Source organism: Rahnella rivi (assembly GCF_019049655.1).
GTDB lineage: Bacteria > Pseudomonadota > Gammaproteobacteria > Enterobacterales > Enterobacteriaceae > Rahnella > Rahnella rivi.
Genome location: NZ_JAFMOX010000046.1, coordinates 37,847 through 51,351, shown reverse-complemented (window position 1 = coordinate 51,351; position 13,505 = coordinate 37,847). Strand labels below are relative to the sequence as shown.

Here is a 13,505-nt window from a genome sequence, read left to right as displayed (position 1 = left end):
AGGGTAAATACCTCAGGGTTGAGAGGATGGACGGTCTGGCCCTGGCAGGATCAGATGCGCGTCGTCGTGAGGATTAACGGCGGTCACGCTGCCAGCCTGCGCGAGGATTGGCGGCATTCGTTCGCGCCATAAACGCCACAGCAGTTCGGGCGAATGATCGTTCGCCAGTTGCACAATGGTCGCGGTATCGGTGGAAGCCCGGGCAATCTGTTCGCTGGCTCTGGCATGGGAAACCTGTAAGGCACGGTCCGCAGACTGCACGGCGTCCTGATGCACGCGGGCAGCCTCATTGCTGGCGCTGGCGATGTTCTGTTCCGCCTGCTGGCTGGCCGTCAGCACCGCGTTAAACGCATCCACCGCTGAAGGGGGCAGCGATGACTGCACGTCAACGCGGCGAACTTCGATACCCGGATCGCTGCCTGCCGCTCTCAGAGCGGCGAGCTGCTGATTGATCCCCTGACGTAAATCCCCGCGCAACCGCTCACGGCTTTGCGCAATCTGGCTGCCGTTTCCGGCCATTTCCGGCCTGGCAACCAGAATGGTATCCAGATCCCGTGAGGCGCAAATCGCCACCGCCGCGTGCTCGGTTAACCTGTCCAGCGCAGGCAGCACGTGCGCGCCCTGCAACACATACGCCACCGGATCGGTGATGACGTAATACACCTGCACATCCAGCTGAACCACACCGGCATCGCCGGTCAGTAAATACCCCGCACCGGCGACGGCGTCACTTTTCTCGCTGCCGGTATTGTTCCAGGCGGGGATAATGTCTGAGCGCAGCAAGGCGGTGACGTGATGTTCAATCACCCGGTCAGCGGCGGGCAGGATGTCCACCTGCTCCAGCGGCTCCGGCCACGCCAGTAAAAGCCCGGCGCCCGCCGTGCGCGAAACCGCACCAAAACGCATCACCACCGCGCGTTTATCCGGCTCAATCTGCCGGACATTGGAGAACAGCCAGTCAGCGGCGGCAATCAGGGTCATGGCAAACAGCGCCAGATACGCCATGCGCCCCGCCTGAAACCAGGCATTCCCCTGAAAACGGGCTAACGGATTCATGGCTGCGGCCCGTGAGTGGCGGCGGGTAAAACCGGCGGACCTTCCACCAGTTGCTTGAACGGCGCGGCATCGGTGCGCAGCACCATCTGGGTGCCGGGCGTGATCACGCTGCTGAGCGTGTCGAGCGAGCGCAGCAGATCGTACAGTTCGGGGTTACCGGCACGGGCGCTGGCGTAGATCGCCGCACTTTGCACCTGCGCCTGCGCGTCGATATTGGCGGCTTTCACGGACGCATCGGCCTTCATCACGCGGGCTTCGCGCTCGGCGGAAGAACGGATTTCTGCCGCCTGACGTTTTCCTTCGGCTGAACGCTCGGTGGCGATGGTTTCACGCTCTGCCCGCATGCGATCCACTGTGGCATCTAACGTCACCGACGGCAGCGTCAGGCGCTCAACGCCCACCTGCACCAGTTCGATGCCGTAGCTGTCGAGCAGCTGACGGGCAATCTGGTCATGCAGATGCTGTTCAAAACCGGAGAGACGGATTTTGCTGGCGTCAGTGTTCACCAGATCGGCCAGCGCAAACCCGCTGGTGGTGGTTTCCAGCGCCGACCCGATGAAGGTTCGTATTTGCGCAGCCGCCATATCCGGCTGATTTTGAACCGCACGGATAAACCGCTGCACATGCTGAGGATCGTTTTTCACCTGCCAGACGGTATACGCCTGCACGATGATGCGCAGGCCGTCGCGAGTGCCGACATCCTGCAAACCGCTCGACGTGGTGCGGATCCGTAAATCCACCGGGATGGCGGTTTCCAGCGGCACCGGAAGATGCCACGCCAGCCCCGGCTGCAACAGCACACGCACCGGGTCACCAAAGCGGGTGATCACCATCGCTTCACCGGAACGCACCTGCACCAGACAGGCCGTGGCGACAATCAGCGCCACCAGCACGACGGCCACCGTCGCCCGCCGCCAGAGTTTGGGCGCGGCCGGGCCGCCATGATGATGATGATGGTGATGATGTCCGGCAGCGTGGTGATGCCCGCCATGTGCGTTGTGATCGTGGCCGTCAGGGTGTTGGGAATCACTCACCGGGTAGTCTCCGCTTTAACAGGATGTGCCGCTTTATCCGCTCCGGGCGTAAATGGCAGGGTAAAATTTCTCAGATCCAGCACCGGCGGCGTCCCGTCACCGATACGGTGATCGATAATCAACACCTTCGGATGTGGCTTCATCGCCAGCGTCAGCTGGCTGAAATAACGCTCGGTGAGGAAGGATTGTCCGCCAGCCTGATACGCCTGATTATCGGCGTTGGTGCGCAGCGCCATCACCTGCGCCCGGACAATATTTTCGTGGCTTTGTGCGCTGGCGGCATCGAGCGCCAGACGGGCAAATTGCTGCGCGGCATTGAGCTGCTGCGCGGCCTGTCCTTTCTCACCGGCAATCGCGCTTTGCGCCAGAATTTGTGCTGCCTGCACGCTGTGATACGCGTCCGCCGCGCCCGCAGGCGGATGGATCGATTCAATCACCGTCGCCAGCAGTTCCACGCCGCTGTGAAGCTGGTCCAGCTGGCGTTGCACTTTCTGGCCGATGTCAGCGGCAAGCCGGGTCTGCTCGCTGCCCAGCAAACTGTCGAGCGTGCGCGAGGAGAAATCATGCACCAGCACCTGATTGGCGATACTGCGGATCAGCACCGGCATGTTTTCGGTGTGATACAGGCTCGCCATCGCCGCGTCGTCATTCATCGCCACGCGGTAAACGAAGCGCACATCCATATCCATAATTTGAAAACTTTGCCGGTCGCTGGCGGCGCTGGCGATGATTTGCGATTTGTCGCTGCTGTGGCCGGAATCCCATAACCGGTTGGCGCTTTCCGGCGCCGGGCCTTCGGCGGTGTCAGCCACTTGCGCAGGCACCGCGGTTAACGGCTCTTCAGAACCGGTGGTCAGTTCATGTACTTCGCCGTTATCGACAAACTGCGTGCGGCCAAACGGCCACGGCAGCCCGAGGTGTAAACCGGGTTGTCTGACCGCCACCGGTTTACCGAAGGATTCATAAATGCCGCGCTGGGTCAGCGGCACTTCGCTGATGCCGGTCAGCAGCCAGCCGGTCAGCATCAGGAACGCGGCCAGCGGCAGCAGCGCGCGGCGGATAAAATGGAATGCCCAGATCTGGCGCAAATCGATACCAAAATGCTGATGCAGTTCGTTTTGCACAAACTGTAACGGACGCGGTGGCCAGCAAATTTGCGCGGCCAGCAGGCTGCCCGCAATAAACTCCGGTTCTTTGTCCTCACGCGGCGGCGAAAACATCGCCATCAGCGCACGCAGCAAAAGCTCGAGCGCCACCAGCGCCGGTAACAGCACGGTAAGCCGCAGCAGCTGTGCCGGCCATACCGACGGACCACGGGCGAACATCAGGGCCAGCGCACTCAGTAAAAAGACGGCAATCATCATGCGCATCATCAGCGCCAGTTTTGCCGCCTCCGGCCATTCCAGCGGATTTTTTAACGTCCAGTGGCGTTCCAGCACCAGCACCGCAAAAGCGCAGAGAAGCAACACCGAACCGGCGAAATAGCCCGCGTCACCGGTGTCACTGACCGGCAGCGGCAGTTGCCATAACAGCGCGATAAGCAGCAAGGCGGCTGCAGCGGGGAATGCCTGAAAGAAGACGTGCGCGTCGATATAACGCAAAACCGGGCGCATCCACGGGCGGGAAATCAGACGTTGAGAAAATCCGGCGGGCGTTGGCGGCGTGACATCTTCCACCCCCGGCGCAAACTGTTGCGCACGCCAGCGGGAGATACGCCGCGCGCATTGCAGGGAGGCGGCGCATACCCACATCGCCGCCATCATATTGCCGGTCACCCACGGCCACACCGACGCCGGCGCAACCATATACAGCATCAGCAATATCAGGTACATCACGCTGCTGATCACCATCACGCCGGTGATCAGCCCGTTCAGCCAACGCGTATGGGAAGCGGCGGCCTGAAAGCGCAGCGGTTTGCTGGCATCATCAGCAGGAGATGTTGTGTTTATGCTCATGTCCGCTCCGGCAGAGGAAATAATCATCCGCAGCGCGGGCGGTGAGCCCTGTGTGCGGAATGAACCGGGCGTAACGGTATAACATTACAGAATTTTCAGCGATATGAATTTGGTGGCTTTTTTGGCACGAATTGTAAGCGTTTATCTTAAAGGCGCAGCGACGGGACGCATGATGAAAAAAGGTGCCGTGATTAAGCGGCACCTTCGGGATTTCAGAGACTGTCTTCTGCGACGTAATACTGCGGATCGTCGAGTTCATGAGAACAGAACGGCCCCGCTTTCTTGAGCAGACTGACGCAGTCATTGCTCAGATGGCGCAGACGAATGGTTTTACCGGCGTCGAGATAACGCGCGGTTAGCTTATCGATCGCCTCCACGCCGCTCGAATCCATCACCCGCGTACCGGCGAAATCCAGCACCACATTTTGCGGATCATTTTCAGGGTTGAACAGTTCAGCAAAGGTTGCGGCAGAGCCGAAGAACAGCGGCCCGTCCAGCTTATACACCGCCAGATCGCCTTTGGTTTTGTGCTCACGGATACGGATACGCGCCTGCTGCCAGGCAAAGACCAGCGCCGAAATAATCACGCCGCTGATCACCGCCACGGCCAGATCGGTAAAGATGGTGATGACGGTAACAATCAGCATCACCAGTACATCGGCTTTTGGCATACGGCGAAGACGACGCAGCGAACTCCACTCAAAGGTGTTGTAGCAGACCACCAGCATAATGCCCGCCAGCGCCGCCACCGGCAGCAGACCGATGTAACCGGAAAGGCTGACCACAAACAGGATCAGCAAAATCGCGCCGACCGTACCGGAAATCCGCCCGCGACCGCCGGAGGTGAAATTGATGATCGATTGCCCGATCATCGCGCAACCGGCGAAACAACCGAACAGCCCGCAAATCGTATTGCCCGCGCCCTGCGCGATACTTTCACGGTTGCCGTTGCCTTTCTGATTGCCCATTTCATCGAGCACCGTCATGGTCAGCAGCGATTCAATCAGCCCGACCAGGGCGATAACCACGGCGTAAGGCAGAACCACTTTCAGCATCTCCACGTTGAACGGCGCCACCGGCAGGCTGAAGTGCGGCAAGGCACCGGAGATATCCGCCAGATCCCCGACACGCAGCGTATGCAGGTTAAAACCAATCGCCACGGCGGAGACAACAATCAGCGCTGCCAGCGAAGACGGGATAATTTTGGTCAGTTTCGGGAACAGCACGACGACGGCAATCGCCAGCAGCACCAGCCCGTACATCAGCGGCCCCTGCCCGGCAATCATGTGCAACTGCGCCAGCATAATGACAATCGCCAGACCGTTCACAAAGCCGTGTACCGCAGGCAGCGGCACCAGGCGGATAAACTTCCCGAGGCGAAACACGCCAATCAGAATTTGGATCACACCGGCAAAAATCGTCGCCCACAGCACGTACCCCATGCCGTGCTGCGCCGCCAGACTCATCAGCACAACCACGATGGAACCCGCCGCGCCCGACACCATGCCCGGCTTGCCGCCGAACAGCGCAGTCACCAGCCCGATAATAAACGCAGTGTGCAAACCGACAATGGGAGACAATCCGGCCACCAGCGAAAAACCCACCGCTTCCGGGATCATCGACACGGCCACCACAAATCCGGCCAGCGTTTCATTCTTCACTTGCGATAACTTCAGACCACGCGGGCTAAACATAAAACATCCGGTACATTTCCAGTTCAGTTAAAAAATTGTGACAAGTATCTAAAAATGACGGAACCGAGGCAAGGTTTAATCCGCTGCACCGCGGCGGGCCGGTCACAAGCGGATCGAGATAAATGTTGTTCTCGTGTATAATGCGGGGAATTGTGGTCATTACATCGTGCGGTTATACTTAATCGTTTGATTATTAAGATATTAAGGTGAGAAAAACATGGGATTCAAATGCGGTATCGTCGGCCTGCCGAACGTCGGTAAATCAACTCTGTTCAATGCGCTGACCAAAGCGGGTATCGAAGCAGCAAACTTCCCGTTCTGCACTATCGAACCGAATACCGGTGTGGTACCAATGCCCGATCCGCGTCTCGACCAGCTGGCCGAGATTGTAAAACCGCAGCGCATCCTGCCAACGACCATGGAATTCGTGGACATCGCGGGCCTGGTGAAAGGCGCTTCTAAAGGTGAAGGCCTGGGCAACCAGTTCCTGACCAACATCCGCGAAACCGAAGCTATCGGCCACGTGGTACGTTGCTTTGAAAACGACAACATCATTCACGTTAACAACAAAGTGGATCCGGCTGATGACATCGACGTTATCAACACCGAACTGGCGTTGTCTGACCTCGATACCTGCGAACGTGCGATTCACCGTGTGCAGAAACGCGCCAAAGGCGGCGACAAAGATGCGAAAGCAGAACTGGCCGCACTGGAAAAATGTCTGCCACAGCTGGAAAACGCGGGCATGCTGCGTGCGCTGGATCTGTCCGAAGAAGACAAAGCGGCCATCCGCTACCTGAGCTTCCTGACGCTGAAACCTACCATGTACATCGCGAACGTCAACGAAGACGGTTTCGAGAACAACCCTTACCTCGACATCGTGCGTAAAATCGCAGACGCCGAAGGTTCAGTGGTGGTAGCAGTGTGTGCCGCCGTGGAGTCTGACATTGCAGAACTCGACGACGCTGACCGTGAAGAATTCATGGCAGAACTGGGCATCGAAGAGCCGGGTCTGAACCGCGTGATCCGCGCCGGTTACGAACTGCTGAACCTGCAAACTTACTTCACCGCGGGCGTAAAAGAAGTTCGCGCATGGACCATCCCTGTCGGCGCAACCGCCCCGCAAGCCGCAGGTAAAATCCACACCGACTTCGAGAAAGGCTTCATCCGCGCACAAACCATCGCGTTCGAAGACTTCATCACCTACAAAGGTGAACAAGGCGCGAAAGAAGCCGGCAAAATGCGTTCAGAAGGCAAAGACTACATCGTCAAAGATGGCGACGTAATGAACTTCCTGTTCAACGTCTAACCTCTGCTTCAGGGCAACATTGCTCTGATGCTCCGACAAAAATCCACGCAATTGCGTGGATTTTTTATTTCCCAGAGTCTCAACTCATCTCGTAAAAACGCTGTCAAAAATGAGTACATTGATGAGTACAACATTCATCCATCTTCATTTTAAGTGAGCACAAAACGGTATAATAAATATACAAGGAATCGTTAGGCTCACTGATACGCAATGCCGTACTGCCAAGCCGAAAGAAAAACTCTATCGGCTAGATGATTTCAATGGGTTATACGTTGAAGTCAAACCTAATGGAAAAAAGGCGTGGCGACTCGGAGCGCCAGCTACTGAAAAGCCTCGGCTGGATTGGTATATATAGCCCACATGCAACCCGAACCACAGGAAGTACCCGTTTAAACGAGATGGGCTAGAGGCCTGATGCAATTGAGGCTCAACTTGCACATGCTGATATCAACAATGTTCGTCGCACATGCAACCATGCAACTTATCTTGATGAGCGTAAAGTGATGATGCAGGAATGGGCTGATATGGGGGACAAATGGGTACCAGGATTCGAGTAGAACTTACTGCACTTAGTGAACCACGAGAATAGAACTCATTCCTCAGGGTCCACTGTGTGCCAGAAGCGGACGTAGCGTTTACGGCACGCTTGGAAAATAATTCCCCTCAATAGATGTGTATCTTCGGGCTTTTCTTATAAGCCCGAAGATACAACCAGTAACTACCACTTTGAGATGGTGTTTACGGGGTTTGACGTCCAGTGATGTAAAAAACCATGCTAACGGGTATCAGAAATCGATTTTCATACAATCAGGTCACCAAACGATCAAAATCCATAATTGAAAACGATTTTCGGCCTAAGTATGCATTCTTATAAGTCACTATATTTCAAACTGTTAGTCACTTGGAGTGGTTTTTTTGCAAGATTGATCCTCAACCCCCTAATAATGTTGAATTTTATAGCTTCCCATCGAGGCTTATCACATTTATATTCAATCGACGTGTTAGGTGGATCGGCAATATCTAAGACATAAAATTAAGCTTCGACGACTAACGAGAGGATACTGATGAGTGAAGTAATAAACGGATTCATGGAAAGATATAATAAGGAATTTGATTTTTATTTAAATCTTTCAAATAAGGTAGAGTCTGAAATTCGAACTAAACTCGACTCTTTTGGAGTGAGGGCAATTGTTTCATCCCGAGCTAAATCGCCTAAAAGATTACGAGATAAGATAATTGATAGAGATTCAAGAAACTCATACAAATCTATTGAAGATATATATAAAGACATTATTGACTTGGCCGGTGTACGCGTTGCGATATACTTCCCTGGCGATTTATTAAAAGTAGATGAATTAATTAAAGCAGAGTTTATCTTAGATGATGAACCTAAAACATTTCCCGAGCGGCGAAAAAATTATCGAGCAATCAGTGGCTATCAAAAAGTGTTCTCCGGTTATGCTGCAAGACACTTCAGGGTGAAGATCAAGGGTTCTGGACGCTATGCTAATAATTATCCAGTTGAGATACAGGTTGCTTCTGTTCTCATGCATGCCTGGTCTGAAGTAGAGCATGATCTAGTCTATAAACCCCTCCAGGGAAGCCTCTCTCATGAGGAACTAATGATTCTTGATGAGATAAACGGCTTAGTTCTAAGCGGTAATCTGGCCTTAGAAAGGCTTCAGCAGGCGGGAATAAAAAGAACAAGTGAAGATCATTACGAATTTAAAAATCATTATGACTTAGCATCATTTTTCATTAGTTATTTAGCTGATGAAAATTTAGATAACATTAACTTCCATGAGGTTTTCAAAATATTCAAAGCAATCAAGAAAACGAAAAGGACTGATCTTTCAGATATAATTGAATGGTTAAAAAAGAGTGCTTTACAAAAAGAAACAATAGCACGATTAAAAAGGAATGGAAAAGACCCATCGACTCACTTACGTGAAGAAATAATTTCCGCCATCGCGAATATTTTCCCTGAAGATACAGTTAAAATATTGGAAAAATTCTCCACCGATCTTTTTGAACATATAGATGTACAGTTTTTAGATATTACTTCCCTAATCCATCATATCACCAAGCATTACATGAATACGCCAAGTATGAAATTTGTAGAATCAATTGTCGATAACTATGAGTTTTATTCAGAAGTAATTTACTCTTCAAAAGAAGAAGCAATGGACTCTTTATTAGAACAAAAGGGTATTGCTTTACTAATAACTAAAGAGGAAACGAGTGAAATTTTTGAGGATTACATTGAGACTCGAAAATTGCTCAATCCGGATAGTTTCAAGAAAGCCATTATCGATGATTTAATTAATAAAAACAAACGGATAGATAGCATTATAAAAAAACAAAAAAGTAATGAATAGTTTAATTTTTTAACGTGAAGGTCAAGGTGAAATGTATGGGAAGGATTCAGAGATAAGTTACATTTGAACCAAGCATGAGGTCAGTTTGGATATCGGAAATTATTGTACGCGTAGCGAATTTCCAAACTGACTCTTGGTAACTCATTACTTAAGATCTGACTTTTTAGGATACCTCATTGGCTAAAAATGCTAGCCAAGCAGTCTATAGCACGGGAATACACTCTATTGGGGTTCTACACCGGAACCCCGGACAAATTCCGTCACCAAAGCTAATGTCCATCTAATTTGTATGACGTTAAATAAATTACGGGTTATGTGACGGTTTTGGCGTCAAAATCGTCGTTTTGATGTCGTCACTCAATCGGTCGTGTATATGACAAAGCCCGCAGTGTCTGAGGGAGGAAAAATCAGGGGTTCCGGCGTAAAACCCCAAGAAGGCTTAAACAGAGGTAGCAATGCCTCGTTTGGTAAGCACTTCTGCAATGCGAGTGTGCCATTCCCTGATGATTCTTGTCGTTTCGACTTCATTTACGCATTTCTCGAGTGTTCCTCTTGGCTGGGGAAGAGTTTTACCCCAAATCTCCCAGTCGAGAACTCTAATAGGGCGACGATGTTCAATCCAACCTATTTCACTGCTGTCATCATGCACGGAGTAAGATCCCCCAATAACTTGAACCAGAGCTATCAGCTTTGAACCATTTTTAATTGCGACGATATCATTCACTTTCATGTCATTATTGAAAGATGATATTGTCGATTTCCCTTCATCCCATTCACCTAACCCGATAATCTTCTTACTTTCCAATATGGAATATATATGCGCGTTTGCGAAGGATTGATCGTCAGGATGCATTTGCATATGCCAGTAAGTAGTCATTTTTATCACCTTTAGCTTATTGATTATGAATGTTCCACATCACACTGATGTGTGATCATGATGTCATCCGTGATGGGAAGTACCTCGAACTTTCTGAGGCTGAAACATCCCCGCTCCGGAAAATTGCTGAAGTCTTCTATTCCGATGTCACTCATGAGTTCTCTTTTTCTTGCTACGAAGGATGCATCCTTCTGGAAGAGATTGAAAAGCTCATTCACAAAGCTAAAAAATTGCTTCCGCCAGCAAAGCAGGAACCTTGATGGGCCTGAACGTCTGCTGAGTGCAAGGAGCGGACATTCATGCCGCCAAAGAGAGCCCCGAGTTTCATTGCCTATTTTTCAAGGAATAAGAATTCTCACTAATTCTTAAGTAATCTCTTTCTATGTAACATGGTCTTTGATATTAGGGGTTTAACTTTATATTTTAGAACGCTCGTTACTATTGATCCTGACCTCATTGGGATCAAGATAATCAAGTAAATCAATCAGTGCATGCTGTAATTTATGTAATCGAACGCGATAACCTTGTATGTTTTCCGTCATTTTAACGACTTCACTTTTCAGTTCTTCAAATAAAAATTCGTTACAGAATGCATTTTTTTTTATGAATTCACCATAACCTATACAGTTGTAACCCTTGTCCATTTTGATTAACATCTGCTCACCAATAGCTCTTTGCTCTCCTGCAAAAAAAACAAAATGAGGGCCAAGGCTATCTGTTTGTATCAATGAATATATTTTACTCTGCAGTTCGGATAGCTTACGAGTCTTTAAATCATTTTCAAGGTTAAGAAACTGAACATCAATGCGAGCAGCTTCGGTCCATGCAAAAAATTGAGCCACAAGGAAAACAGTATTGTTTATAACATAGTTTTTATTCCGATCACTTCCGTTATGATAATACCTTTCAATGAATCTACCTTCTAGTATGTTATAAATTCGACTTTGCAAGTCAGCGGCCGACCTAATCAATGGCTCAAGGTAATATTGATGCCTTCTTTTTACCTCCATGGAATTGTTAATTTTGTTGGCTCTGTTCTGATTATATGTGGTAATTCCAACAGAAATCAGAACAGAAGCTATGGCAAAAACTCCACCAATGATGCTCGTAATTAATGTCACATTCATCTTAACCTCTTATTAATATTTAACTCTTCCACTCTAATTTATTTCACTTACTCTTTAAATACAAATTTTTCAATCATATCATTCTATTAGATCTAATTGAGATTGCTGCGTGAACGCGCAGCACCTAAAGAAAATGCGTTTCAGCCGACACGTCGCAATCCGCGAAGCAGCAGGTTGAGCGCGATAATGCCTTGTTGCAACCTCGTCTTGCTCCCATCACCGTCGGCAATCCAAAACGCCGCTTCTTCCAGGCTGCCGTATATCAGCGAAGCCAGTCCCTCCGGGTCAACGTCCTCAACGACACCTTGCTGAATCAGATTGCGAATCAGGCTTTGCATGGATTCAACACAATGGCGTTGCGATTCAGGTGAGGAACCGCCCAGCACCGCTTTTGCATCACGCAAAACAATGCGCTGAAATTCAGGTTCGAGCGCCATCTCAAGGTAAGCCCGGCAGCGGTGGCAAAAACCCTCCCACGGCTCCCCGGCATTATTGGAAATCGCCTGCAGGCGTTGATCCATCTCGTCATCAATCTGCTCCACGACTTCCGCCAGCAACCCTTTTTTGTCACCAAAGTGATGATAAAGCGCACCACGGGTCAGCCCTGCCTGCGCAGTCAGATCATCCATCGAGGTTTCAGCATAGCCATATTCGCAAAAGACTTTACGGGCCGTCGCTAACAATGTGGCTCGTGTCTCTTCCATCTCGGCACGGGTTCGGCGAACCATGTTTTGCTCCTTACATACGGAATGAATGATTATTTACAAACACCGCGTATGTATATAGGATTCTTTTCATACGCGCTGTATGTATTGTCACTGCGCGTTGTCGTGATGGCAAGCAAATACTACCGGAGAAGAAGATGGCTACTCTGTACCGACACCTTTTTACTGAACCTGGAACCGGCAATTTTGTGATTGCAGGACTCCTCGCACGGATCCCGTTGCCGATGGCCGGGATCGGCATTATCACGCTGTTATCCCAGCAGCGCGGCGGCTATGCCCTGGCGGGTGCGGTTTCCGCCACCTTTGTTTTGACCTACGCCCTTTTGTCTCCGCAAATCTCCCGGTATGTCGATCGTTATGGGCAACGCCGCGTTTTGCCAGCGGCGACGGCCATCAGCATCACCGGGTTATTTATCCTGATGGCGGGTTCTCACTGGAACGTCACTGATGCGCTCCTGTTTTTAGGCGCTTTACTGGCCGGGTTTATGCCCAGCATGTCTGCCATGGTACGGGCCCGCTGGACGGCGCTGTACCGGGGGCAGCCCCGTTTGCAGACAGCCTATTCACTTGAAACGGTGCTTGATGAACTGACGTTCATTGTAGGACCGCCCCTCTCAATCGGCCTTTCCGTTACGCTGTTTCCCCAGGCGGGTCTGCTGCTCGCTGCGCTCTTGCTGATTGTGGGCGTGTTTGCTCTGGTGATGCAGCGCAGGACAGAGCCTCCTATTGTCGCGGCCAGTTCCGCCATACCTGGCTCGGGTTCGGTCATCCGTATGACAAGCGTGCAACTGTTGACGCTGCTGATGGTGGCGATGGGGGTCATTGTCGGTACGGTTGATATCGTCAGCGTCGCTTTCGCGGAACAGCTCGGCCGCCCGGCTGCGGCCAGCCTTGTGTTATCAGCCTATGCCGCGGGGTCGTGTGTGTCCGGGTTGCTGTATGGCTCACTCAGCCTGAAAACTCCACTTCACCGGCTGTTGTGGCTGGGCGGGCTGGCCACCGCCGCCACCACTCTCCCGCTGATACTGGTCACGAATCTTACGGCGTTAGCGATGGCCCTCATGATGGCTGGCCTGTTTTTCGCCCCGACCATGATCGTGGCGATGTCGCTCGTTGAACGCCAGGTTTCAGAAAATCAGTTAACAGAAGGCATGACCTGGCTGCTGGCCGGGCTGAACGTGGGCGTTGCGCTGGGTGCCGTCATCGCCGGTCAGGTTGTGGATAACGCCGGAGCGCGGGCTGGATCCTACGTCGCCTTATGTGCCGGAACCGGGGTGGTGCTTATGGCATTTTTAAGTCATTTAACCCTGCTCAAGCAGAGCAGTCGCGCCTGAGCGCGGTGCACATTAC

General features: G+C 51.5%; 12 protein-coding genes and 1 pseudogene. 6 read left to right on the top strand and 7 right to left on the bottom strand.

Annotated features, from left to right (window positions below; translation table 11 throughout):
* Window positions 1–12: 12 nt before the first annotated feature.
* The 4 genes from hflK (J1779_RS03725) to J1779_RS03710 all read right to left on the bottom strand — a co-directional run bounded on the left by hflK (J1779_RS03725) (window position 13) and on the right by J1779_RS03710 (window position 5,739).
* Window positions 13–1,056, bottom strand: coding sequence for a protease modulator HflK (hflK, locus tag J1779_RS03725; protein ID WP_056770752.1), 1,044 nt, complete (start codon window positions 1,054–1,056; stop codon window positions 13–15).
* Window positions 1,053–2,090, bottom strand: coding sequence for a protease modulator HflC (gene hflC / locus J1779_RS03720; protein WP_217202910.1), 1,038 nt, complete (start codon window positions 2,088–2,090; stop codon window positions 1,053–1,055). The genes hflK (J1779_RS03725) and hflC overlap by 4 nt, the downstream gene beginning before the upstream one ends.
* Window positions 2,087–4,045 carry a protease modulator HflK gene (gene hflK / locus J1779_RS03715; RefSeq protein WP_217202909.1) on the bottom strand — a complete coding sequence of 653 codons (1,959 nt, stop codon included), beginning with the start codon at window positions 4,043–4,045 and terminating at the stop codon, window positions 2,087–2,089. The genes hflC and hflK (J1779_RS03715) overlap by 4 nt, the downstream gene beginning before the upstream one ends.
* 212 nt (window positions 4,046–4,257) lie before the next feature.
* On the bottom strand, window positions 4,258–5,739 hold the full coding sequence (locus tag J1779_RS03710; protein WP_183847030.1) for a SulP family inorganic anion transporter: 1,482 nt from the start codon (window positions 5,737–5,739) through the stop codon (window positions 4,258–4,260).
* A gap of 217 nt (window positions 5,740–5,956) precedes the next feature.
* Between J1779_RS03710 and ychF the strand changes: the two genes are divergently transcribed.
* The 4 genes and pseudogenes from ychF (at window position 5,957) to J1779_RS03690 (ending at window position 9,426) form a co-directional block, all read left to right on the top strand.
* Window positions 5,957–7,048, top strand: a complete 1,092-nt coding sequence (ychF, locus tag J1779_RS03705) for a redox-regulated ATPase YchF (RefSeq protein WP_056770762.1) — start codon at window positions 5,957–5,959, stop codon at window positions 7,046–7,048.
* 169 nt (window positions 7,049–7,217) lie between these two features.
* Window positions 7,218–7,403 carry an Arm DNA-binding domain-containing protein gene (locus tag J1779_RS25765; RefSeq protein WP_420804201.1) on the top strand — a complete coding sequence of 62 codons (186 nt, stop codon included), beginning with the start codon at window positions 7,218–7,220 and terminating at the stop codon, window positions 7,401–7,403.
* Window positions 7,357–7,605: pseudogene (locus tag J1779_RS03695) on the top strand (tyrosine-type recombinase/integrase); the annotation flags it as partial. The gene J1779_RS25765 and the pseudogene J1779_RS03695, both read left to right, overlap by 47 nt.
* Before the next feature lie 507 nt (window positions 7,606–8,112).
* Window positions 8,113–9,426: a GTP pyrophosphokinase gene (locus J1779_RS03690; protein WP_217202908.1), complete on the top strand. Its 1,314-nt coding sequence runs from the start codon at window positions 8,113–8,115 to the stop codon at window positions 9,424–9,426.
* A gap of 439 nt (window positions 9,427–9,865) precedes the next feature.
* Here J1779_RS03690 and J1779_RS03685 read toward each other — a convergent pair whose 3' ends face one another.
* Window positions 9,866–10,303: a hypothetical protein gene (locus J1779_RS03685; protein WP_217202907.1), complete on the bottom strand. Its 438-nt coding sequence runs from the start codon at window positions 10,301–10,303 to the stop codon at window positions 9,866–9,868.
* A 29-nt stretch (window positions 10,304–10,332) separates the two neighbouring features.
* On the opposite strand from J1779_RS03685, the gene J1779_RS03680 reads away from it, so the two are divergent.
* Complete coding sequence (locus tag J1779_RS03680; RefSeq protein WP_217202906.1) at window positions 10,333–10,563, top strand: hypothetical protein; 231 nt, start codon at window positions 10,333–10,335, stop codon at window positions 10,561–10,563.
* A 156-nt stretch (window positions 10,564–10,719) separates the two neighbouring features.
* Here the strand turns inward: J1779_RS03680 and J1779_RS03675 are convergent, their stop codons facing one another.
* Together J1779_RS03675 and J1779_RS03670 are read right to left on the bottom strand one after the other, a co-directional pair.
* Window positions 10,720–11,430: a lysogenic protein gene (locus tag J1779_RS03675; protein ID WP_217202905.1), complete on the bottom strand. Its 711-nt coding sequence runs from the start codon at window positions 11,428–11,430 to the stop codon at window positions 10,720–10,722.
* A 140-nt stretch (window positions 11,431–11,570) separates the two neighbouring features.
* Window positions 11,571–12,158, bottom strand: a complete 588-nt coding sequence (locus tag J1779_RS03670) for a TetR/AcrR family transcriptional regulator (RefSeq protein ID WP_217202904.1) — start codon at window positions 12,156–12,158, stop codon at window positions 11,571–11,573.
* Window positions 12,159–12,292: 134 nt separating this feature from the next.
* Here J1779_RS03670 and J1779_RS03665 point away from each other — a divergent pair, with 134 nt between their 5' ends.
* Complete coding sequence (locus tag J1779_RS03665; protein WP_217202903.1) at window positions 12,293–13,489, top strand: MFS transporter; 1,197 nt, start codon at window positions 12,293–12,295, stop codon at window positions 13,487–13,489.
* Window positions 13,490–13,505: the final 16 nt, after the last annotated feature.